At 73.8% G+C, this 20,482-nt stretch carries 21 protein-coding genes; 6 read left to right on the plus strand and 15 right to left on the minus strand.

Translation table 11 applies throughout. From position 1 onward, the window contains the following. Positions 1-71: 71 nt before the first annotated feature. Positions 72-1,364, plus strand: coding sequence for an acyl-CoA dehydrogenase family protein (locus tag ACFYW3_RS22615; RefSeq protein ID WP_389387096.1), 1,293 nt, complete (start codon positions 72-74; stop codon positions 1,362-1,364). Between the two features lie 19 nt (positions 1,365-1,383). Here the strand turns inward: ACFYW3_RS22615 and ACFYW3_RS22620 are convergent, their stop codons facing one another. Further along, positions 1,384-2,574 carry a sugar ABC transporter permease gene (locus ACFYW3_RS22620; protein WP_389387097.1) on the minus strand — a complete coding sequence of 397 codons (1,191 nt, stop codon included), beginning with the start codon at positions 2,572-2,574 and terminating at the stop codon, positions 1,384-1,386. Further along, a complete protein-coding gene (locus tag ACFYW3_RS22625) occupies positions 2,571-3,785 on the minus strand; it encodes an MFS transporter (protein WP_389387098.1) in 1,215 nt (404 codons plus the stop codon). The genes ACFYW3_RS22620 and ACFYW3_RS22625 overlap by 4 nt, the downstream gene beginning before the upstream one ends. Positions 3,786-3,980: 195 nt before the next feature. On the opposite strand from ACFYW3_RS22625, the gene ACFYW3_RS22630 reads away from it, so the two are divergent. The 4 genes from ACFYW3_RS22630 (at position 3,981) to ACFYW3_RS22645 (ending at position 7,011) form a co-directional block, all read left to right on the plus strand. After that, positions 3,981-4,688 carry a hypothetical protein gene (locus ACFYW3_RS22630; protein ID WP_389387099.1) on the plus strand — a complete coding sequence of 236 codons (708 nt, stop codon included), beginning with the start codon at positions 3,981-3,983 and terminating at the stop codon, positions 4,686-4,688. Between the two features lie 145 nt (positions 4,689-4,833). Continuing rightward, complete coding sequence (locus tag ACFYW3_RS22635) at positions 4,834-5,433, plus strand: sigma-70 family RNA polymerase sigma factor (RefSeq protein ID WP_389387100.1); 600 nt, start codon at positions 4,834-4,836, stop codon at positions 5,431-5,433. 172 nt (positions 5,434-5,605) lie between these two features. Further along, positions 5,606-6,403, plus strand: a complete 798-nt coding sequence (locus tag ACFYW3_RS22640) for a 3-hydroxybutyrate dehydrogenase (RefSeq protein ID WP_389387101.1) — start codon at positions 5,606-5,608, stop codon at positions 6,401-6,403. 221 nt (positions 6,404-6,624) lie between these two features. Further along, positions 6,625-7,011 carry a VOC family protein gene (locus ACFYW3_RS22645; RefSeq protein WP_267827487.1) on the plus strand — a complete coding sequence of 129 codons (387 nt, stop codon included), beginning with the start codon at positions 6,625-6,627 and terminating at the stop codon, positions 7,009-7,011. Positions 7,012-7,049: 38 nt separating this feature from the next. Here ACFYW3_RS22645 and ACFYW3_RS22650 read toward each other — a convergent pair whose 3' ends face one another. Then, entirely contained in the window at positions 7,050-7,436 is a 387-nt protein-coding gene (locus ACFYW3_RS22650) for an STAS domain-containing protein (protein WP_389387102.1), read from the minus strand. Positions 7,437-7,987: 551 nt separating this feature from the next. Beyond that, positions 7,988-8,281 (minus strand): hypothetical protein, encoded by a 294-nt coding sequence (locus tag ACFYW3_RS22655; RefSeq protein WP_351757882.1) that lies wholly within the window; start codon positions 8,279-8,281, stop codon positions 7,988-7,990. Between the two features lie 223 nt (positions 8,282-8,504). On the opposite strand from ACFYW3_RS22655, the gene ACFYW3_RS22660 reads away from it, so the two are divergent. Continuing rightward, the gene (locus tag ACFYW3_RS22660) at positions 8,505-8,738 is read left to right on the plus strand and encodes a hypothetical protein (RefSeq protein ID WP_351757885.1); all 234 of its coding nucleotides are present in this window, start codon (positions 8,505-8,507) and stop codon (positions 8,736-8,738) included. Between the two features lie 46 nt (positions 8,739-8,784). On the opposite strand, the gene ACFYW3_RS22665 is transcribed toward ACFYW3_RS22660, so the two are convergent. The 11 genes from ACFYW3_RS22665 to ACFYW3_RS22715 form a co-directional block, all read right to left on the minus strand. After that, positions 8,785-9,975, minus strand: coding sequence for a Gfo/Idh/MocA family protein (locus ACFYW3_RS22665; protein WP_389387103.1), 1,191 nt, complete (start codon positions 9,973-9,975; stop codon positions 8,785-8,787). Positions 9,976-10,160: 185 nt separating this feature from the next. Further along, positions 10,161-11,006, minus strand: a complete 846-nt coding sequence (locus ACFYW3_RS22670; RefSeq protein WP_389387104.1) for a class I SAM-dependent methyltransferase — start codon at positions 11,004-11,006, stop codon at positions 10,161-10,163. A 119-nt stretch (positions 11,007-11,125) separates the two neighbouring features. Next, positions 11,126-12,373 (minus strand): cytochrome P450, encoded by a 1,248-nt coding sequence (locus ACFYW3_RS22675; protein WP_351757894.1) that lies wholly within the window; start codon positions 12,371-12,373, stop codon positions 11,126-11,128. A gap of 25 nt (positions 12,374-12,398) precedes the next feature. Further along, complete coding sequence (locus ACFYW3_RS22680; protein WP_351757897.1) at positions 12,399-13,790, minus strand: FAD-dependent oxidoreductase; 1,392 nt, start codon at positions 13,788-13,790, stop codon at positions 12,399-12,401. After that, on the minus strand, positions 13,783-14,025 hold the full coding sequence (locus tag ACFYW3_RS22685; protein ID WP_351758000.1) for a ferredoxin: 243 nt from the start codon (positions 14,023-14,025) through the stop codon (positions 13,783-13,785). The genes ACFYW3_RS22680 and ACFYW3_RS22685 overlap by 8 nt, the downstream gene beginning before the upstream one ends. Positions 14,026-14,132: 107 nt before the next feature. After that, positions 14,133-14,768 carry a hypothetical protein gene (locus tag ACFYW3_RS22690; RefSeq protein WP_351757899.1) on the minus strand — a complete coding sequence of 212 codons (636 nt, stop codon included), beginning with the start codon at positions 14,766-14,768 and terminating at the stop codon, positions 14,133-14,135. A gap of 116 nt (positions 14,769-14,884) precedes the next feature. Further along, positions 14,885-15,967: a polyprenyl synthetase family protein gene (locus ACFYW3_RS22695; protein ID WP_389387105.1), complete on the minus strand. Its 1,083-nt coding sequence runs from the start codon at positions 15,965-15,967 to the stop codon at positions 14,885-14,887. Between the two features lie 172 nt (positions 15,968-16,139). After that, positions 16,140-16,949 carry an anti-sigma factor gene (locus ACFYW3_RS22700; protein WP_351757904.1) on the minus strand — a complete coding sequence of 270 codons (810 nt, stop codon included), beginning with the start codon at positions 16,947-16,949 and terminating at the stop codon, positions 16,140-16,142. Further along, positions 16,946-17,554, minus strand: a complete 609-nt coding sequence (sigK, locus tag ACFYW3_RS22705; RefSeq protein WP_351757906.1) for an ECF RNA polymerase sigma factor SigK — start codon at positions 17,552-17,554, stop codon at positions 16,946-16,948. The genes ACFYW3_RS22700 and sigK overlap by 4 nt, the downstream gene beginning before the upstream one ends. Before the next feature lie 144 nt (positions 17,555-17,698). Further along, complete coding sequence (locus tag ACFYW3_RS22710) at positions 17,699-18,238, minus strand: hypothetical protein (RefSeq protein ID WP_389387106.1); 540 nt, start codon at positions 18,236-18,238, stop codon at positions 17,699-17,701. Positions 18,239-18,335: 97 nt separating this feature from the next. After that, on the minus strand, positions 18,336-20,180 hold the full coding sequence (locus tag ACFYW3_RS22715) for a VanW family protein (RefSeq protein WP_389387107.1): 1,845 nt from the start codon (positions 20,178-20,180) through the stop codon (positions 18,336-18,338). Between the last annotated feature and the right edge of the window lie 302 nt (positions 20,181-20,482).

A 20,482-nucleotide genomic window follows, 5' to 3' on the forward strand; every position in this document is an offset into this window, starting at 1 on the left:
ACCCGACCAGCTCCACGGGAAGAGAGTCGGACTGCTGTTCCCGCGGGTTCCCGTTCGAGTGAAGGAAAGCGGTGCGAGGCGAAGTGGTGGACGACGCGGTGGACGACGCGGTGGATGGCTTGGTGGACGACGTGGTGGACGACGTGGTGGATGACTTGGTCGCCGGCCCGGTCGACGGCTCGGTCGACGAGGAACACCGCGGGGGGCCGCTCGAAGTCGACGCGGAAACCGAGCGGTTGAGGGCGCGGATCACGGAGTTCGTCCGGGGCCGGGTGTACCCGGAGGAGGGCGTACTGGACGCCGGCGGCCCGGCGGCCGCGGCCTCGCTGCGGAAGCTGAACGACCTGGCCAGGGCGGAGGGGTTGTGGGCGCTGCCCCTGCCGGTCGAGGCGGGGGGTCAGGGGCTCCCACTGGCCCGGTACGCCCGGATCGCCGAGGCCGAGGGGGCGAGCGATCACGGGCCGGCCGCGCTGGGCTCCGCGTCGTTGCTCGACGTCACGATGCTCCTGCGGCACGGCTCGGCGCGGGTGCGCGCCCTGTACCCGGAGCGGCTCACCGCCGGGGAGTCGCGGGCCTGTTACGCCATGACCGAGCCGGACACCCCCGGCACCGACCCGTCGCTCACCTCCACCCGAGCCGTGCGCGAGGGCGACGGCTGGGTCCTGACCGGCCGCAAGTGGTTCACGTCGGGGGCCGCGGAGGCCGGACTCGTCACGGTCCTGGCCCGTACGGGCGGAGAGCCCGGCGACCGCGAAGGCCTCTCGCTGTTGGTGGTTCCGACGACCTCCCCGGGCTTCCGCGTGGTGCGCGAACTGCCCGTGTTCGGCGCGTCCGGGCAGTGGGAGATCGAGTTCGACGGGGTCCGGGTGCCGGACGACCACCTGCTCGGCGCACCCGGTCAGGCCCTGGTCATCGCCGCGGAACGGCTGCGGCTCGGCCGTACCCTGCGCTGCCTGCGCTGGCTCGGTCAGGGCCGGCGCGCCTTCGACCTGATGTGCGCGCGGGCGGCCTCCCGCACCGGGTCCCGGGGGCCTCTCGACGCACAACAGCTCGTCCAGTCCCATGTGTTCGAGGCGCTGCTGGCCCTGCGCGGTACCCGTCCACTGGTGTACGAGGCCGTCGACAGGATCGCCGCCGGGCTGGACGCGCACGTGGAGGTCGGGCTGGCCAAGGTGGCCGCCGCCCGCATGCTCCAGCAGGTGGCGGACTCGGCCATCCAGGTTCACGGCGCGGCGGGGCTCGGTCCCGACACCCCCCTGCCCGCCCTCTTCCGCGCCGGTCGCGCCGCCCGGATCCTGGACGGCCCGGACGAGCTCCACATCGGCTCGGTGGCACGCCGGGTGCTGCGCGACCACCGCGCCTGAGCCGGTCCGACCGGACGGGTCACGGCTCCCGGATGTCGACCCGCCCGGTCAACTCGGCCAACCCCACCGCGAGGAAGAAGTCGCCCCAGATCAGCTCGTGGCGGGTCGCGACGCCCCGCCCCGCGTCGTAGCAGCCGTCCAGCAGCATGCCCCCGGGGCGGATCCCGCCGGTCCGGGTCAGGTGCGCGTCGGTCAACCGGCGCAGGATGGCGACGGCCCGCTCCCGGTGGCCCCCGGCCCCGGGCCCGGGGGCGCGACCGAGTTTCAGCAGGGCGACGGCCGTGATGGCGGCGGCGGAGGTGTCCAGCGGGCCACCGGGCACGGCCCCGGACCCGGTCCCGGTTTCGGCCCCGGCCCCGGCCCCGGCCCCGGCATCGGCCTCGGTCTCGGCCTGGGTCCCGGTCTCGGTCTCGGTCTCGTGGGCGTACGGTACGAGCTCTCGGTCGTACCGTACGAGGCCCGGTGCGGCTCCCGTCGCCCCGCCGGCCAGGTGCTCCGCAGCGGCGGCGCACCGCTCCCGGGTCCTCCGCGGGAGGGCGGGGCGGTGTACGGCGTCGGCCGCCGCGAGCAGCAGCCAGGCCCGGCCCCGGCTCCAGCCGACCGGCGGGTCCTCGCACCGCCGCGGTTCCGTCTCCCTCTCGAAGTGCCAGGCGGGGATCACGGCGCCGCCCTCGCCCAGGCAGAGGTCGAGGTGGCGTTCGAGGTGGGCCGCGGCGGCCCGCTCCCCGGCGGGGCCGCCGGCGGCGAGCAGTGGCACCATGCCGGGCACCCCGTCGACCCGGAGCAGCATGCGGGGGCCGCCGAAGGCCGACCCCCAGGGCACCGCGCCGAGTTCGGGGTCGAAGGCGGCGGTGCAGGCACGGGCCGCCAGGACGCGCAGGTCCCGTGCCACGGGGTCGGCGCCGGCGAGGGCGGTGCCGTACCAGAGGATCAGCCCGCGGGTCGCGGTGTCGTCGTCCACCCGGTCGGCGAGTCGCGCCGTGCACGCGGAGGCGGCGGCCCGGTCCTCCTCGGCCCCGGTGTGCCGGGCCAGGAGCCACAGCAACCCGGCCCAGAAGCCGCCGGTCCACGCGCCCCGGCCGGTGGTGACCCATCGCCCGGTGTCCGGGTCGGCGTACAGCGGAAACCGCTCCCCGACCTCGGCGCGGGTGCCGGCCACCCGGTCGAGCACGGCGTCCAGCGCCGCGTCGGCCCAGCGCGCCGCGCTCACGTCGTCACCGCGGCCCGGGCCCGCGCACCGCGCTCCCGTACCGCCCAGGCCGTGGCGACGGCGCAGGCGGCCGCGAACTCGGCGGCCACGAGCAGCCACCCGGCGCCGTACCGGCCGGCCTCCGCGAGCGCGCCGAACAGCGGCGGGCCCACCGCGAACCCGGCGAAGAACCCGGCCGAGACGAGCGCCGAGTCCTGGCCGGCCCGCCCGGGGTCGGCCCGCTGCATCACCAGCACCATCGAGACGGCGTTGCCCGAGACGGCGAACACCCCGACGGCCACCATGGCCGGCCAGACCAGCGGCGGCGCCCACAGGGACGCGGCCAGCAGACCGGCCGCCGCCACCGCGCCGGCCGCCAGCAGACCGGGCAGCCACTCGGCCCGGCCGGGCCGGGCGGCCTTGGCCCAGCCGATGCGGCCGACGATGCCCGCGACGCCGAGAACGGCGACGAGGGCGGCGGCCGTCGTGGCGCCCATGTCGAGCCGTCGGGCGCCGAACAGGGCGACGTGCGTGTTCACGGAGGCGATCCCGGAGCCGAGGAAGACGGAGAAGACGGTGAGCCAGGCGATGGCACCCCGGGGCACCGGGGAGAACCGTGAAGGGGCGGTCCGTACGGGCGGATCGGCGGGCAGCGCGCGCCGGGCCCACAGCGCCACGATCGCGGCGCTCGCGGCGGCGGTCCACACCGCGGCCCGCCACCCCACCCCGCCGGCCAGCACCGCCAGCGGCAGCCCCGCCGCGAAGGCCCCCACCTGGACCCCGGATTGCTTCGTCCCGGTGACCGCGCCGCGCCGGGCCGGGGAGACGGCCGCCAGGATCGCCTTGTTGGTGGCCGGGTTGGCCAGTGCCTGGGGCAGTCCGCCCAGGGCCACGGCCGCGAGCAGGAACCCCGGTCCGGGCGCGGAGCCGATCAGCGCGAGCGCCCCGCCGGAGACGAGGAGCAGGAGCACGAGGGACCGGCGCGGCCCGATCCGGTCGACGAGCCGACCGCCGAACGGCGAGAGTACGGCCGCCGCACCGAAACCCATGGTCGTGGTCAGGCCCAACACGGTCGTCGACATGTGGAGTTCGTCCACCAGTCGGGGGCCGAGCGCGCCGAGCAGGAACAACTGGAGCATGGAGAACGCCATGGCGCAGGTGAGGAGGGCGGTCAACCGGTGCTCGCCCCGGGGCGGTCCCGCCTCGCGCGCCGACTGCTCTCGATCCGCCACCCGTTGCCCCGTTCCTCGGTCGGTCGACCGGTCGGCCCTTCGGCCGGCCCTTCGGTCGGGACAGGAGTCGAGGGAGCCGACTCCGTGGTTCCGAAGCCCTGTTGTGGCGTGCGACACACCACTTTTTGTCAGGTCGGGGCAAGTTTGGGCGCCGCTCTGGGGATGCCGTGAAGGGAATGCGACGATGAGCCCGCCATGACACCAGGTCGATGTTGCCGAGCGTTGCGGGCCGCGATGTTCGCGGCCACCTGCGTGCTGCTCGCGGCCGTCGGGCACGTCCTCATGTCGGACAAGTCCGTCCCCTGGTGGGCCATGGCGGCGGGGTTCGCCGGCGTCGGGGCGAGCGCCTGGGTCCTCGCCGGCCACGAGCGGGGCCTGTTCTCCGTCACCTCGGCGGCGGTCGTCGTCCAAGGCGCCCTGCACTACGGGTTCTCGCTGGTCCAGGCGGGAGTCGGGACCGTCGGCGGGAGCCTCACCCACCCGCCGGGAACGATGTCCCACGGCGCCGTCATGGCCCACGCCGGCCACCACACAGGAGGCGCGGTCCCCCCGGGCGCCGCGACCGCGATGAACGGGGCGACGGGAGCCCCCGCGCCCGGTGACGCCGCCGGGATGGCCGACATGGCCGACGTGTCGTCGACCGGCATGCTCAGTGCCCACCTGCTCGCCGCGCTCCTCTGCGGCCTGTGGCTCGCCTACGGCGAGCAGGGCGCGTTCCGTGTCCTGCGCGCCGTGGTCGGCCGGATCCGCCTCCCCCTCGGGCTCCTCTTCCGCCTTCCCCCGCCCGCCCACCGGCCTCGGGTCCGCACCCGTCGGGACCACCGGTCCCGGCCGCTGCGCGGTCTGCTCCTCGTCCACGCCATCACCTCACGGGGCCCGCCCGCGGAGATCGCTGTCATCTGACAGCCGGCTCCCCGGACGGCGACGGCTTTCGGCCGCGCGCACCGGGCATCGGTCCCGCCGTCCGGCGGACCGTACCTCTCACCGGGCGCCGCCGCCCCCGATCGGCGCGGCGGCACATCCCGGATTCCCGGAAGGACATCAGGCGATGACCCCTGCCCTGCTCCCCCGTCCGATCACCGCCGAGACGGCGCCCGCGCGACACACCGCCGGATCGGACGAGCCGACCACACGGCTCGCTCTCGCCGCCCGTGACGGCGACCCCGACGCGGTGGACCGCTTCGTCCGCGCGCTGCAGCGCGACGTCTGGCGCTACGTCGCCTACCTCAGCGCGGACCCGCAGGCGGCGGACGACCTCACCCAGGAGACGTTCCTGCGGGCCCTGGGCAGCCTGCACCGTTTCGAGGGGCGTTCCTCCGCCCGTACCTGGCTGCTGTCGATAGCGCGGCGCACGGTGGTGGACAGCCTCCGGCACAAGGCGGCACGACCCAGGCTCTCCGGCCGGGACGACTGGCAGACCGCGGCCGAGCAGACGCAGCCGTTGGATCTGCCGGGGTTCGAGGACGGCATCGCGCTGGCGGAACTCCTCGCCACGATTCCCGCCGAACGCCGCGACGTCTTCGTCCTCACCCAGGTACTGGGCCTTCCCTACGCGGAGGCAGCCGATGCCCTGGGGTGTCCGATCGGCACGGTCCGCTCCCGGGTGGCGCGGGCCCGCACCTCGCTGATCGCGCTCCTGCGCGCGTGATCGACGCGGGCCGGTGACGGGCGGTCACCGGCCCGCGCCCGGCAGCCTCGCACGGCGCCGCCGAAACCCGCCGCACCCGGCTCCGGCATGGGCGGGCGCACCATGTCGGGGGCCCGGACTGTGTGGTGCCGCGCCATGGGCGGAGGGCGGGCGCCGTCCCTAGTGTTCCCGCATGACGAGCAGACTTCCCCTCCCCCATCCCCCACCGGCCCCGGATCCGGCCGGCACGGATCCACGGGGGCGGGTCGCGCTCGTGACCGGCGCCGGCAGCGGGATCGGCCGGGCCTGCGCCCTCGCCCTCGCCGCGGCCGGCGCGACCGTGCACGTCGTCGACATCGCCCGGGAGGCGGCCGGCGAGGTCGCGGCGGCGATCGGCGGCCGGGCCCATGTCGTCGACCTGGCGGACCCGGCGGCCATCTCAGCCCTGCCCACCCGCGTCGACATCCTGGTCAACAGCGCGGGTCTCCAGCACGTCGCCCCGATCACCGAGTTCCCCCCGGAGCGGTTCGCCCTCATCCATCAGGTGATGGTCACGGCGCCCTTCCTGCTGCTGCGTCACGTGCTGCCGCACATGTACGCGGGCGGCTGGGGCCGGGTGGTCAACATCTCCAGCGTGCACGGGCTGCGGGCCAGCGCGTACAAGTGCGCCTACGTGGCGGCCAAACACGCCTTGGAGGGGCTGAGCAAGGTCACCGCGATCGAGGCCGCCGCCCACGGGGTCACCAGCAACTGCGTCAGCCCCGGTTACGTCCGTACGCCCCTCGTGGAGGGCCAGGTCCAGGATCAGGCGGCGGCCCACGGGGTGAGCCCCGAGGACGTCCTGTCCGACGTGCTGCTCGCCCGCTCGCCGATCAAGCGGCTCATCGAGCCGGAGGAGGTGGCGGCCGCCGTCCTCTGGCTCTGCGGCCCCCACACCGGCTACGTCACCGGCGCCTCGATCCCCCTGGACGGCGGCTGGGGCGCGAACTGAACACGACGAGCGCGGGTCGCGACCCGCGCGTCGACCCGACACGCCAAACGGACCCTCGGATCTCGGGGTCCGGGGGTCCGTTCACGCGCCATCATGTGCCATGGGCCCTCGCCCGGTCGGGACTCCCGCCGCACCGGCTGCGATTCTCACCCCTTCGGCCACCCCACGGCGGCCCGGCCGCGCCCGGGTGGACCGCCCCGAACAGGACTGGACGCGTCCGCATGGTGCACGTACTCGGCAGCAGGATCCTCCTGACACCCACGGACCCCGAACGGTCCCGTGCCTTCTACGGCGAGGCCCTGGGGCTCGCCGTCCACCGGGAGTTCGGTACCGGACCCGAGCGGGGGACCGTCTACTTCCTGGGCGGCGGTTTCCTGGAGCTCTCGGGCCGCGCCGACACCCCGCCGGCGCCCGGGCTCCGCCTGTGGCTCCAGGTCGCGGACGCCCAGGAGGCCCACGAGGAGCTGCTCGGACGGGGCGTCGAGGTGCTGCGTCCGCCGCTGCGCGAGCCGTGGGGCCTGATCGAGATGTGGATCGCGGATCCGGACGGCGTACGGATCGCCGTGGTGGAGGTGCCCGCCGACCATCCGCTGCGGTTTCGCCCCTGACGCCGTACCGGCCCTGCCCGAACGCGCCGCCGGCGCCGTCACCTCCGCGCCGGCACACCGCCCGCGGCCGACGGCGTCGGTGCCCCCTCGGCCCGGCCGGCGGCCCGCCCCCGCCCTGCGGTGCGTACGGCGTCGGCCCGGACCCGGCGCGCGGATCGGGGGTCGCTCGCTCGCGCGTGCCTGATCGCGGGGACCGGGCGCAGTTCCGTCGCCAGGGTGAAGAGGTCCCGGGCCTGGCCCCGCAGTCCCAGGACCACCGGGTCGTCGCCGGGCCGCTCGGCGCGGGCGTGCAGCCGGACGAGGAACCGCAGGCCCGCCAGGTCCATGAACGTGACGCCGGTCAGGTCCAGGACCACCACCGCCGGGGCCGGCAGGGTGCCCAGGATCCGGTCGAGGCCGTCCAGGGCCCCCGAGGTCGATCTCACCGCAGGCCGTGATGACGACGGTGCCGCCGGCGAGGACGGCGGTGACCTCGAAGGCGTAGGCCTGGGCGGCGGCCCGCGCGGCGGCCGTCGAGCCGGTGTCGCCCGGGCCCTGCCCGGTGTCGCGGGGGGCCTGACGGCCGTCCCGGAACCACTGTGCGACGAGCGTGTCGTAGATCGGCGTGTCCCCCGACGCTCCCCCGGTCTGCCGGAGCGGCGCGGGCGACCGGACGGACGTGGTTGCCGCGGAGCGCGTGGGCCTCATACCTGGGGTGAACGATCCTTCCCGACGGGAGGTCGCGCGGCGTTGTCAGGCCGTGTCCCGGCGCGCGTCACTCTGGACCGCCCCGGTCACCGGATCGTGGGGGTGCGGCGCGCGATCACCGCGTGGAAGCCGCGAGCGGCATCCGGCGGCTGCCACACGACGGGCACACCTCAGGGGCCGGGACCCGGGCCCGGCTCACCCGTTCGGCCCCCGAGCCCGCCGGGGGATGGGCCCGCGGGGCGACCCGTACGGCGGCCGGGCCTGCGAGAGGCTCGGCCGCGGGCGGGGATCACGCGGCGCGTCTGGCCCAGTGGAGGGGGACCTCGGCCCCCCGACCTGCGCGTACCGTCTCGACCACAGCCTGATGGAGGTCCCGGCTCTCTCCTTCCGAGATGCACTCCACCGGGCTGCCGGACAGGGTGAACCAGTCCGAGGATCCGCTGTACTGCACGGCCACCTGTGCCCGTGCGCCCGTCCAGGTCGTGTGCACGGTCAGGTTCCCGGAGATGACGCCCACCTCGGTGGTGCGGACACCGCCGGCCTCCGGGTAGATCCCCGTGGTCGTCCATGAAGCCCAGGCCATTCGGCATCCACCTCCTTCCTGCAGCGATCGGCGAGGCGCAGGACGCCTGACACGGGGCCCGCGCCGGCCGGCCCTGAAAATCGCCACCGGCGTCCCCGTTCAAACCTCCTCCACCTCGTTTCCCTCCTCTTGGTCTACCCCCATTGGCCCCATCGCTCACCGGGGGCTCTCATGGAAACCACGCCGGTGCCGCTGCCCGCGTCGAGCACGGAAGGGTACGCCCATGTACGAAATGCGCGCCGAGTCCACCTCCGACCGCCACCAACTGGTGTGGCACGTGATCGCGAAGGAAGCGACCCTCAACACCCTGTGCGGCTTTCAGCTCGGCCCTGATCAGGCCGCGAAGTCGATGACCGAGCCCGGTTCGGAGCGCTACTGCGCCCCGTGCATGGACGCCTTCGGCAAGGCCGTGCACGACTCCACGAAGCCCCTGTCCCCCACGAGCGCGGGCGACTGAGCCCCGCCCGACCGCGCGTGCCGGGGCCGGCTCCCGGTGCGCGCGGTCAGTCGTCCCCGGGGCGCCGGCCCTGTTCGAAGTACGCCACCAGCCCCGGGTCGAGCGGGGGTACCCGTCGCGGGGTGCCCCCGTCGCGCAGTGACGCGGTCGCCAGGCAGCCCGCGGCGACCGCCATGCGGGCCGCGACGGGCGAGGTGTCGGTGGCTCCCCCGTGGCGGACGAAGCGCAGGAACTCGTCGATCAGGAGCGGATCGGCGCCGCCGTGTCCGCCGCCCGAGGGTGCGGTGATGGCGTGGGAGGCGTCCGGAGCGGCCCGGTACCCGGACCGCCGGCTGTTCCAGACCCGTACCTCACCGCCCGGGCCGTCACCGAAGTTCTCCAGCCGACCGGCGTCACCGATGACGGTGTAGTTGCGCCAGTAGTCGGGGGTGAAGTGACACTGCTGGTAGGCGGCCAGGACTCCGTTGGCGAGCCTCAGGTTCAGCAGCGAGACGTCCTCCACGTCGATGACCGGATTGAGGCCCCGCTGGGTGTGCGGCGGCCAGTGGCCGTCCGGGGTGTACCAGTCCTCGTGCTTGGCTTCGCCGTGGGCGCGGCGGTGCGGGTTCTCCCCGTAGACCATCAGGTCGCCCATGGCCTGCACCTCTCGGGTGTAGGAACCCGCGAGCCAGTGCAGGACGTCGATGTCGTGCGCCGCCTTCTGGAGCAGCAGGCCGTTGGTGTATCGGCGTTCGGCGTGCCAGTCCTTGAAGTACCAGTCTCCGCCGAAGCCCACGAAATGGCGGACCCAGATCGTCCTGACGCGGCCGACGGCGCCGCGCTCGATGAGCCCGCGCATCAACCGCACCACGGGCATGTGCCGCATGTTGTGGCCGACGTACAGTCGCGTGCCCGTCTCGCGGGCGGTGCGCAGGATCGTGTCGCAGGCGGCCACGGAGATGTCGAGGGGCTTCTCGACGAACACCGGTTTACGGGCCTTGAGGATCCGACAGGCCAGGTCCGCGTGCGTGTGGTCGGGAGTGAGGACGAGGACGGCGTCGATGCCGGGGTCCTCGATCACCTCGAGGTGGTCGGGGGTGACGCGCGCGTCCGGGAAGGCGGCCGCCGCCGCGGCGCGGGGGCGCGGGTCGGGGTCCGCGACGGCGGTGACGGCTGCTCCCCGGCCGGGGCGGTGGGCGGTGCGCGCGAGGCTTCCGCGCAGGCCGTATCCGAGGACACCGATTCGGATGTCGGTCAAGGTCGACTTCCTTCGCGTCGAACGTGGTCACCGGCGGCGCCGGCGGGCCTCGTGACGCTTCCCCTCCCCAGGGCACCACAATCGGGCGCGTTCACGGCGGAGCCCCACCCCGGGGCCCGTGCTCCGGCGCCCTCACCGGGCGCGTTCGGGGTGCGCGTTCAGGGTGCGCGTTCAGTCGGGCGCGTTCAGTCGGGCGCGGGATCGTTGCGGCCCCAGGCGGTGAGCATGCCGGCCGACAGGTCTGCGCAGTCGGGCGAGTCGAGGTAGGCGATCGCCGCGTCGACGGTCGCGTCGTCCACCTGCCCCGTCCCCACGATCGCCGCTCTCGCCCGGTCCCAGGTGTCCGCCCAGAAGCGGCTGATGGAGCTTCCGGGGAGCAGGGGAGGCACCCGGATCTCGGCGCCCACACGGGCGAGTCCGGCGGCGCGCAGCAGGTGCGGGTGGTCCGTGATCCGGGAGACGTCGGTGCCGATGGTGTCCCGCAGTCCTTGCCACATGGCCCGCATGACGCGGGTGTACGGCGTCGCGTCCGCGCCGGCGGCGACGTTCGGATCGACGGCGTCGCTGATGACCAACACTCCTCCCGGAAGCAGGAGCCGGCGGAGCGAGGAGATCAGGCGGGGGCGTTCGGGCAGGTGCATGAGGACGAACCGGGCGTGTACCAGGTGGAACCGGCGCCCGGGGTCGAAGTCCGGGGCGGTGATGTCCGCTTCCATGACGTCGAGTCCGGGGAGGGGGTGGGCGGTCAGGAAGCGCACGTCTCGGTCGACGGCGAGGACGGAGTCGACGTACTCCTCCCGCAGCAGCCGCCGGCTGACCGTTCCCGTTCCGGCGCCCAGGTCGAGACAGTTCCATCCCGGTCCGGTGCCGAGGTCGCGCAGGCGGGCCATCGTGATGTCGTCATAGGTGAGCGCGCCGAGGTCGATGCGGTCGCCCTCGCCGACCAGATCGGGTGGGAAGACGTCCTCGCCGTACCGGCCGGCGGCGCGCGGCCCGGGTGTCGGCCCGTCGGGCACCGCGTGTGCGCACATGTTCAGGTCACCTCCCTGTCAACGCGATTCGGTGTCGGTGCGGCGAGAGCCGCCGGTGGTCCCGGCGGCTCTCGCGGCGCCGGCGGACCGGCGCTCGTCGACGGACGGGCGGGGCGCCGTCAGGGGCGGACCCCGTCGCAGGTGATCTCCAGGTGGCGAGGCCCGCGCAGTACCGCGTTCTGGCGGTAGGGCGGCGGGTCCTCGATGAGTCGGGGGTTGTCCAGCCGGCGGGCCAGCTCACTGAGCGCGAGTTGCGCCTCCAGCCGTGCCAGCGGGGCGCCGAAGCAGCTGTGGATGCCGCTGCCGAGGCCCAGGTGTTGGACGTCCTTGCGGTACGGGTCGAAGCGGTCCGGGTTCTCGAAGCGGTCCGGGTCCCGGTTGCCCGAGGCCAGCACCAGCCACATCGAGGAGCCCTTGGGGATGGTGACCCCGCGGATCTCGATGTCGACGAGCGGGGTGCGCTGCGGCAGCAGTTGCACCGGCGGCTCGTAGCGCAGCAGTTCCTCCACCAGCGGCACGGCGAGCTCCGGGTTCTCGCGCAGGTCGGCCAGGACGTCCGGGTGGCGCAGCAGGGTGAGCATGCCGTTGGTGATGAGGTTGACGGTGGTCTCGTGGCCCGCGATCAGCAGCAGGGCCGAGGTGCTGAGCAGTTCCATCGTGCTCATCGTCTCGTCCTGGCCGTGCCCGGCGGCCAGTTCGGACAGCATGTCGTCCTGGGGGTTCTTGCGCCGCTCCTCGATCAACCCGGCCAGGTACATGCCCAGTTCCATGCGGGCGTCGTGCGTGACCCGCAGACGCTCGGCCGGGTCCGCGTCCGGGTCGGGGTCGAGGCCGGCGGCGATGACGTCGGCCCAGCCGTGGAAACGGGGCTCGTCCTCGCGCGGCACGCCCAACAGCCGGCAGATCATGGTGACGGGGAACGGGTAGGCGAACTGGTCCACCAGATCGATGCGGCCGGGGTCGCCGAGGTTGTCGATGAGCCCGGTGACGATGCCGTGGAGGTCGTCGCGCATGCCGTCGATGCGGTGCGGGGAGTGCGGCGGCCCGAAGGGGCGGTTGGTCATCCGCCGCAGTCGGTCGTGCTCCGGGGGGTCGAGCTTCAGGAAGCTCGGGGGCAGCGCCGTCTCCTCGCCCCCGCCCCCGCCCTCGTCGTCGGCCAGCGGATCGCCGGCCGTCGCGGTCAGGTTGTGGGCGTCGGAGCTGAGCCGCGGGTCGTGCAGCAGGCTCTGGATGTCGTGGTAGGTGCTGATGACGTAGGGCCCGGTTCCGTCGTGGAAGACGGGAGTCTTGCGCAGTTCCTCGTACAGGGGGTACGGGTTCGCGCGGTTCGAGTAGTCCAGGATCTGCTTCAGGATGCCTTCGGCCATGTCGGTCCTCCGGGGGGCGTGCGGGTCAGTGCCCGGCGGGGGTGAAGGTCATCCGGCGGTCGGCCGGCGAGTACCCGCTGAGGGTGATGGTGGGGCCGTGCGTGGGCACGGAGGGGTCGGGGAAGTCGGCGGGGATCGGGCGCTGCCCGTCGGAGCGCCGGTCGACCGTGGGGAACGGCGGCGGGAAGGGCGCGGTGGCCTCGATCTGCTGCTCGTAGAACTGGAGCCAGCGGCAGTTGTCGAAGGTGACGGCGCCGATGACGCGTCCCTGGTAGCCGTAGACGCCGGTGAAGCGGCGCTCGGCGCGCGAACCCTGGGTGATCATGATCTCGGTGCCCATGGAGGGCACGCCGACCGACTTGATGTTCACCCCGAACTGCGAGGACCAGAAGGCCGGCACCCAGATGTGGGGGCGCCGGTCGCTGCTCTCGCTGAGCATGTTGTGCGCGGCCGTCTCGGCCTGGGCGACGGCGTTGCCCCAGTGCTCCAGCGACAGGAACTGGTAGCCGAACAGCGGGTGCGGGGAGCGGGCCACGTCACCCGCGACGAAGATGTCGTCGGTGACGATGCCCCGGATGTCGAAGGCCCGGCAGCCGGCGTCGCAGGCGATGCCGCGCGGGCCCGCTCCGAGGCCGGAGCCGGCCAGCCACTCCGTGTTGCGCTGCGCGCCGAGGGAGACGACCACGACGTCGCACTCCAGGGTGGTGCCGTCCGAGAAGTGGGCGGCGCGGACCCGTCCGGTCGCGTCGCCCTCCAGCCGTGTGACCATGACGCCGGTGCGCAGGTCGACGCCGTTCTCCCGGTGCATCTCGGCGGCCACGGCGCCGATCACCCCGCCGAGCGCGCCGACGAGGGGGGCGTCGCCGCGTTCGGCGACGGTGACCTCCAGGCCGCGCTCGCGGCAGGCGGAGGCGATCTCGGATCCGGTGAACCCGGCGCCGATGACCAGGACCCGCTTGGGGCCCGCGTCGAGCCGGCGGGCCAGCCCCGCGCCGTCGTCGCGGGTGCGGAGCACGAAGACCCCGTCGAGTTCGGCCTCTGCCTCGTTCGGCCAGGGCCGGGCGCGGACGCCGGTGGCGATCATCAGCCGGTCGTAGGGCACCTCGTCGCCGTCGGCGAGCTTGACGCGCCGGGCCGCCATGTCGAGGCCGGCGGCCGGGACGCCGAGCCGCCACTCGGCGTCGATCTCGCGTCGGCGGGGCAGCGCGGTGTGCTCGGCGGTGGCCTTGCCGAGCAGGACCTGCTTGGACAGAGGCGGCCGGTCGTACGGCTCGTACGGCTCGTCGCCGATCATCGTGAGCGTGCCTTCGAAGCCCTTGTCCCGGAGCGTCTCGGCGGCGCGCAGACCGGCCAGCGACGCGCCCACGACGACGATCCGCCCCTCGCGCTTCAGCCGGTCCAGGGACCCGTCAGGCATGGTGGGCCTCCCCGCTCGCGGCGGTCCGCCCGGCGGCGGCCATGTCCATCTCGTCCACGAGGATCGCCTGCACGGGGCAGGCGGCGACGGCCTGGGCCACGCGCTCGCGCTGTGCGGACTCGGCCTCCGGGTCGTAGAGCAGTCCTTCGTCCCCGTGCATCGCGAAGACGTCGGGCGCGAGGAATGCGCACTGGGCGTACCCCTGGCACCGGTTCAGGTCGACGACAAGCCTCAACAAGGTGCGGTCCTTTCGGTGACCCCCGCGGCTACCGGATCCAGCGTGCGCGCCGATGCCGGCGACGGCGCGCCCGGAAGGCCATTGGGGTGACGGGCCGGGTTGTCTCACGCGGGGCGGCGGCGGCCCGCCCGCAGGATGTACGCGCTGACGAGCAGGGACCAGGCCGGGAAGACCATCTCGGCCCACGGCAGGGTGGAGCCGAACACCAGCAGGACCAGGCCGACGACGTAGCCGAGCAGGGTCAGCGGGCGCGGGAACACCCCGAGCTTGCGCCCCATGGTCGAGGTGGCGAAGACGAAGACGGCGGCCATCCGCATCGCGTACGTCGTGAGCAGGGTGTACGCGAAGTGGCGGCCGAAGTCCTGGGGCTGGGTGGCTTCCAGGACCGTCCCGGCGGCCGCGGCGGCCCCGAACAGCGAGGCGACGAAGACCAGGCCGCTGCCCAGGAAGGCGGTGGCGACGAACCGGTCCTCGGAATCGCCGGTGTGCGCGCGCAGGGCGCCCATGAACCAGAGGAAGGCGATGCCGGCGAACGGCACGAGTTCCACCGCCGTGGTGATGGCGCTCCGTTGGCCCGAGGTGACGGCGACGTCGTCGCCGCCGGCCCCGCCGGGCAGGGCGGTCCGGGCGAGCACGATCGCCGTCGCCAGCAGCAGGGCGAAGACGATCCCCGCCACGCCCGCGGCACGCGGGGTGCTCAGGCCGTGTGTCGGGCTCGTGCCCGGTGGTCCCGTTCTCATGGATCCAGCAAGCCGGGCCCGGGCCCGGTGTGCCAGCGGGGCCGGGCGGTCGGGTGACGGGAGGGACCCCCTGGAGGCGGGGCCGACGCCGCCGAACGGACGGACGGGGGTGGGGGTCAGCCCGTCCGGTCCATGCTCCACATCGGCAGGGTGCGGAAGAAGGCGACGGCTTCCGGTCGCCAGTGTTCCTCCCAGGACGCGGCCTCGGCGGCGGCGGCCCGCGCGCGGGAACGCATCTCGTCGCGCAGCCACCGGTCGGCGCCGGTGCGGCGGGCGATGTCCCGGATCCGGGCGATCGTGGCGTCGGTGCAGTGCGGATCTCCGAGGGCGGCCTCCACGAGGGCCGCCTCGGAGCCGGTCGCGTGGGCCAGTACGGCGGCGACCGCGTAGGTGCGCCGGCCGGAGCGGATGTCGGCCCCCGTCGACTTGCCGACGCGCGCGTCGTCACCGAACAGGTCGAGGTGGTCGTCGCGCATCTGCTCGGCGATCCCCACCAGGCGTGCGTAACGGTGCAGCCGTTCGTGGTGCGGCGCCGGGTCCTCGCCCGCGGCCAGCAGCCCCATGGTCAGTGGCGCGAGGAGGGAGTAGCGGGCGCTCTTGAAGTCGGTGACGGTGTGCAGGAACTCCTCTTCGGGCCGCGCGTGGGTGTCCCGCTCCAGGTCCACGATCTGTCCGACGACCGTCTCGGCGGCGGTTCGCAGGTGTACCCCCAGGAGGCTCTGGCGGAGTTCGGCGGGGACGTCGGCCTCCAGCAGGACCTGCATGGAGAGGAACGCCGCGAGGTCCCCGGCGAGCACGGCCAGGCCGAGGGCGGTGGAGGCGTGGTCGGGGAACTCGTCGCGGTAGGCCTGGTGGGTGGAGGGTCCGCCGCGACGCAGGGGCGCTTCGTCGATGATGTCGTCGTGGACGAGTCCGTGGGTCTGCAACAGTTCGATGCTCAGCGCGGCCTCGGTCAGGCCCGGCACCTCGTCGGTGGTGACCAGCCGGGCCGCCTCGTGGAGGAGCACGACGCGCAGGCGCTTGCCGCCGCGCAGGGACAGGTCCCTCAGGAGTTCCAGACAGCGAGGGGTGAAGCGGCTCAGCGGCGGGGTGTCGAGCCGTTCTCCGAGGGTGTCGAAGTACCGCTCGAAGTGCGCGTCGAACCGGCTCCGGTGTCCGGATATCCGTTCCAGGGTGGTGGCGGTGGCCGTGGCGTCCATGAAGATCAGTATCGGGTGTGCGCGCGGACGCTCCGGGCGGCGGGCCGCGGTGGGTCTCAGGCGCCGCAGACCCGTCAGGCGCCGCAGCCCTGTCAGGCGCCTCAGGCCCTCCAGGTACTCAGACCCCTCTGACCCCTCAGACCTCTCAGACCCCTCAGGCCTCTCAGGCCTCTCAGGCCGGGATGTCGATCACACCGACCGGTGCGGTGGTCGGGCTCACGGAACCGGCGGCCGATTCGACCGTGACGCCGACGGAGGTCGCCTGGTCGACGGGCCCGTCCAGAAGTTTGACGTGCCAGTTGCCGCCGCCCCGCAGGGTGCCGGCCGCGCGCGTGGTGCCCGCGTCGTCGTACCAGAGCTTGTACACCTGGCCATCGGGAAGTTTCGGCAACCCCGAGGCGATGAAGGCGGCCTTGCTCTCACTGCGGGAGACGATCACGCATCCGGTGGCGCCGTCTTCGAACCGCGCGGCACTGACCTTCGCGTCGGGGGCGGCGAGCACTTCGGCGAGTTCCTTCACGGGGCCGGTTCGGCGGGTGGACTCGATGAGGCTGCCACGTGCCTGCACGGCCTCCTGGTGCTGCCACAGGGCGATGCCTCCGAAGCCGACCGCCGCGGCCAGACACGCCGCGAGGACCCAGCGTCCGCGCCGGCCCGGACGGGCCCCCGAGCGGTTCCCCTGCCGGGCGGCGCCCGGGACGTGCGCGGCGACGGGTGCCGGGGGCGGCACGACGACCGGCGGCAGGGCGGGCTCCTGGGGGGTGTCCGCGATCCGTTCCAGGACCGTGCGGCGCAGGTCGGCGGGGGGCGACATCGGGGGCGTGCCGCTCAGGTCGGCGACGACGGGGGTCAGCGTGGCCGCTTCGCGGCGGCAGGACACGCAGCCGGCCAGGTGTCGTGCGAAGGCGGCTTCCTCGTCGGGCGGCATGGCGTGCAGGAGGTACGCGCCGAGGGGGGCGTGAGGGTCGGGCGCGATGCTCATCGGGATGCCTCCAGACAGTCGCGCAGCCGGTGCAGTCCGTCGCGGAGCCTCGATTTGACCGTGCCCTCGGGCGACTCCAGCGAGCGGGCCACCTCCCGGTAGGTCATCCCCTCGTAGAAGGCCATCCTGACCGCCTCCCGCTGGGGGGCGGTCAGACCGTCCAGGCAGCGTCGTACCTGCCGGTACTCCTCCCTGCCCTCGACCTCGTCCGCCACCTCGTCGAAGGCGGGCATCCGGTCGAGGAGGGCCGCCTTCTCCTCGCGCGCGCCACGTGCCTGTGCGGAACGCACGCGGTCCACGGCCCGGCGGTGGGCCAGCACCATCACCCAGGCCTTCGCGGTGCCGAGTTCCGGGCGGAACCGGCCGGCGGTGCGCCACACCTCGATCATCACCTCCTGGGTCACCTCCGCCGCCTGGTCCTCGTCCCGCAGGACCCGGCAGACCAGCCCCATCACGGGGCCGCACAGGGCGTCGTAGAGGGGGGCGAAGGCCTCGCCGTCGCCCTGGGCCACCCGCAGGAGCAGCTCGTCCGGCCCATCGGCCGGGCCGTCGCTCACGTCGTCCGGGCTTTCCGCCCTTTCGGTCCTGTCCGTCCTGTCCGCCATCAGAAGTCCCGTGCTCCTTCCGGTGCACCGGCTTCCGATCCCATCACCGTTGGAGACCGGGCGCATCCGGAGGGCCGGGGGAAAAGAGCGACGAGGGCCCGCGGCGCGGGCCCTCGTCAACCATCCGTCGTGCGGGAGAAGCAGCTACCAGCGGTGCTTGTACGAGCAGTCCCAGTGCCCCTTGACCCAGTCCTTGTCCCAGTGGCCGGGGACGTACTCCCACTTCCAGTGGCCCTGGCCGCCACGCCATGAGTCGCCGTGGCCCTGGCCCTGGCCCTGGCCTTGGTCCTGGTCCCGGCCCCGGTCGCGGTCCTGGTCCCGGCCCTGGTCCCGGTCGCGGTCCCAGTTGCCGTTCCCGTTGCCGTTCCAGTTGTCGTGTCCGTTCCCGTTGCCGTTGCCGTTGCCGTTCCAGTTGTCGTGTCCGTTGCCGTTCCCGTTGTCGTGCTTCCAGTGGTCCTTGACCCAGCGCTTCTCCCAGTGGCCCTTGACCCACCGCTTCTCCCAGTGGGCCTTCTTCCAGACGCACTGCTTGCCGCGGTCCCCGGTGACGGAAGCCGCGACGGTCTGCGTCGCGGCCGGCGCGGCCATCGCGGGAGCCGCTGCTCCGAGCGCCGCGCCGCCGACGAGTACGCCGGTCGAGGCCACGGCCACCGCCATGTGTCTGACACGGATGGGAACGGTCATGGATCCCACCTCCTCGCCCTCACCCCAGTGAGAGCAGTGAGTGATGTGACACAAGTAATTCGATGCAGCCGGTGGGTCTGGATGGGATGAGTTCGCGTCAGGTTCCGCGCGGCTCGTTCGCGCCGGAGGACGCGCCCGCCTGCGCGGTCGCCGGAGCCGCCGGGGCGGACGGGCCCGACGGTGTCGTCGGCGCGGTCGGCGCGCCCGAGGGCGCGGGGCTCTGCGGGGTGCAGGTGACCTCGTCGCGCGGGGTGTAGTGCGTCTTGTACGTCTCCCGCTTGGCCTCCTGGCCACCCTTGACGAAGACCCGGTCGACGGCGATGTCGAAGCCCTCCAGCGGGGTCTGCACCTCACAGGTGGGGCCGGTGCCGGTGCGCTTGCCCGGGGGCGTGATCGCGGTGCGCGGGCCCTGGGTGGCGCGTATCTCGTCGTACTTCTTCGTGCCGAGGAAGCTGATGGTCAGGGAGGTGTCGGTGGACCGGGCCTGGATGTAGATCGCGTGGCCGGAGTCGTTCTTCCAGCGCAGGTCGAGCGTGCCCCAGGCGACGGTGGCCTCGCGGCCTTCGGGGTAGCGCTCGATGTAGAAGGAGTGGGCGCCGTGCTCCAGCGGCTTCACGCCGGCGAAGAACAGGGCGTTGTACATGGTCGTGGCGACGGCCGAGACGCCGCCGCCGGGCGACTTCACGTACTGGCCGTCATTGATCATGATCCCGTCGACGAACCCGTTCTCCTTGGTGCGTTCGCCGACCGTCTTGTTGAAGCTCCAGGTCTCGCCGGGCATGACGACGGAGCCGTTGATCAGGTCCACGGCCCGGCCGATGTTGGTGGTGCGGTAGGGCGCGGCGGGGAAGTTCACCGTGAAGGACGACATCTTCTCCTTGATCCCCAGACGCTGCGCGTCCTCGGCCGTCAGGGCCGGGTGGATCGGGGTCCCGCTGAGTTCGGCGGTGCGGGCGGCGGCGCCGGTGCGGGTCAGCAGCGGTTCGACGGCCGCGCCGAGGGCCTTGTCCGTGACCTTGGTCCCTGTGCGGCCGTCGGACGCGAGGACCGCCCGGTCGGAGGCGTCGAGCCGGAACGTGGCGTTGCGCGGCTCGGGGGTGACGGCGTCCACCTGGCGGGCGACCGCGGGGTCGGCCAGCAGGGATTTGGCGTCGAGCCGGGGCTTGAGGCGGCCCTGGTCGGCCGCGACGTCCAGGTGGCTGCCGAGCACGGCCGGGGATATGGATATCGGCTTGCCGGCGAGGTTGAGGGTGACCGGTCCGGACATCGCGGGCGCGGCGAACTCCCGCACCGCGCGATCGGTCTCCTGGCGTCCTATGGCCGGGTCCGTCCGGACGACGGGGAGGACGACGGGATCGGCCTGCGGCTTCAGGTAGGCGGCGCTCACGGCCCTAGTCACGCCCTCGGTGCGCAGTGCGACGCCGGTGACGGGCTGGGTGACCCGCGGTTTGCCGTCGCTGAAGGCGATGTCGCCGTCGCGGGGCTTGCGGTCGCCGGCGGCGAGGCGGTCGACCGCGGCGGCGCTCTTGGCGTCGTCCATGCGGGTCACGGGCTCGACGGCGCGTTCCCGGGTCGGGGCGAAGAGGCGCCCGATGACGGTGAACGGGTCGGATCCGGTGTTCGCGGCCTGGTCGACGGTGGCCTTGGTGTCGAGGGACAGGCCGAAGGAGGCGGGGGCGATCCGCTCCGTCCGGTCGCCGATCCGCAGTTCCAGGGGGGCGGTCGCTGCCGGGCCGAGCGCGCGGTCCAGGGCCTCCGTGGCCTCCGTGCGGCTCATTCCGCCGATGTCGACACCGTTGACGTGCGTGCCGTCGGCGACGGAGTCGCCGGTCACGACCAGGGCGGTGGCGTAGAGGCCGCCGAAACCGAGTACGGCGGCCCCGCCCGCCAAGGTCAGGGCGATCCGCAGGTTGCGGGGCGTCCGGCGGTTGTCACGTCGCATGTCTCTCCCGGTGGCGGTGGTTCTGGTGAGCGGTGGTTCTGGTACGTCGAAGGGGCGCCTGGCACCCCACCCGAGAACCTGAAACGCGCCAGACCAGTGACCAGCATGAAGGAGATACCTGCCATATCGGGCAAAATGTGCCCGTTCTCACGCTGCCGGACCGCCTGGTCCGGCGAGCGCGGCAGCCCCGCGGGACCGACGCGGACGGGCGGCCCCGCCCGGGGGGGGGGGGGGCGGGCCCCCGGGCGGGATGGGGGGGGGGGAACCGGGGCGGGCGGGCACACCCCCCCCCCGTAGTAGAA

Source organism: Streptomyces sp. NPDC002602, from assembly GCF_042889445.1.
Lineage (GTDB): Bacteria > Actinomycetota > Actinomycetes > Streptomycetales > Streptomycetaceae > Streptomyces.

Coding starts and splice junctions, on each gene's coding strand:
- ACFYW3_RS22630 (WP_389387099.1), top strand. CDS start 3,981: ATGACACCAGGTCGATGTTGCCGAGCGTTGCGGGCCGCGATGTTCGCG.
- ACFYW3_RS22635 (WP_389387100.1), top strand. CDS start 4,834: ATGACCCCTGCCCTGCTCCCCCGTCCGATCACCGCCGAGACGGCGCCC.
- ACFYW3_RS22640 (WP_389387101.1), top strand. CDS start 5,606: ATGACGAGCAGACTTCCCCTCCCCCATCCCCCACCGGCCCCGGATCCG.
- ACFYW3_RS22645 (WP_267827487.1), top strand. CDS start 6,625: ATGGTGCACGTACTCGGCAGCAGGATCCTCCTGACACCCACGGACCCC.
- ACFYW3_RS22655 (WP_351757882.1), bottom strand. CDS start 8,281: ATGGCCTGGGCTTCATGGACGACCACGGGGATCTACCCGGAGGCCGGC.
- ACFYW3_RS22660 (WP_351757885.1), top strand. CDS start 8,505: ATGTACGAAATGCGCGCCGAGTCCACCTCCGACCGCCACCAACTGGTG.
- ACFYW3_RS22670 (WP_389387104.1), bottom strand. CDS start 11,006: ATGTGCGCACACGCGGTGCCCGACGGGCCGACACCCGGGCCGCGCGCC.
- ACFYW3_RS22675 (WP_351757894.1), bottom strand. CDS start 12,373: ATGGCCGAAGGCATCCTGAAGCAGATCCTGGACTACTCGAACCGCGCG.
- ACFYW3_RS22680 (WP_351757897.1), bottom strand. CDS start 13,790: ATGCCTGACGGGTCCCTGGACCGGCTGAAGCGCGAGGGGCGGATCGTC.
- ACFYW3_RS22690 (WP_351757899.1), bottom strand. CDS start 14,768: ATGAGAACGGGACCACCGGGCACGAGCCCGACACACGGCCTGAGCACC.
- ACFYW3_RS22695 (WP_389387105.1), bottom strand. CDS start 15,967: ATGGACGCCACGGCCACCGCCACCACCCTGGAACGGATATCCGGACAC.
- ACFYW3_RS22700 (WP_351757904.1), bottom strand. CDS start 16,949: ATGAGCATCGCGCCCGACCCTCACGCCCCCCTCGGCGCGTACCTCCTG.
- sigK (WP_351757906.1), bottom strand. CDS start 17,554: ATGGCGGACAGGACGGACAGGACCGAAAGGGCGGAAAGCCCGGACGAC.
- ACFYW3_RS22710 (WP_389387106.1), bottom strand. CDS start 18,238: ATGACCGTTCCCATCCGTGTCAGACACATGGCGGTGGCCGTGGCCTCG.
- ACFYW3_RS22715 (WP_389387107.1), bottom strand. CDS start 20,180: ATGCGACGTGACAACCGCCGGACGCCCCGCAACCTGCGGATCGCCCTG.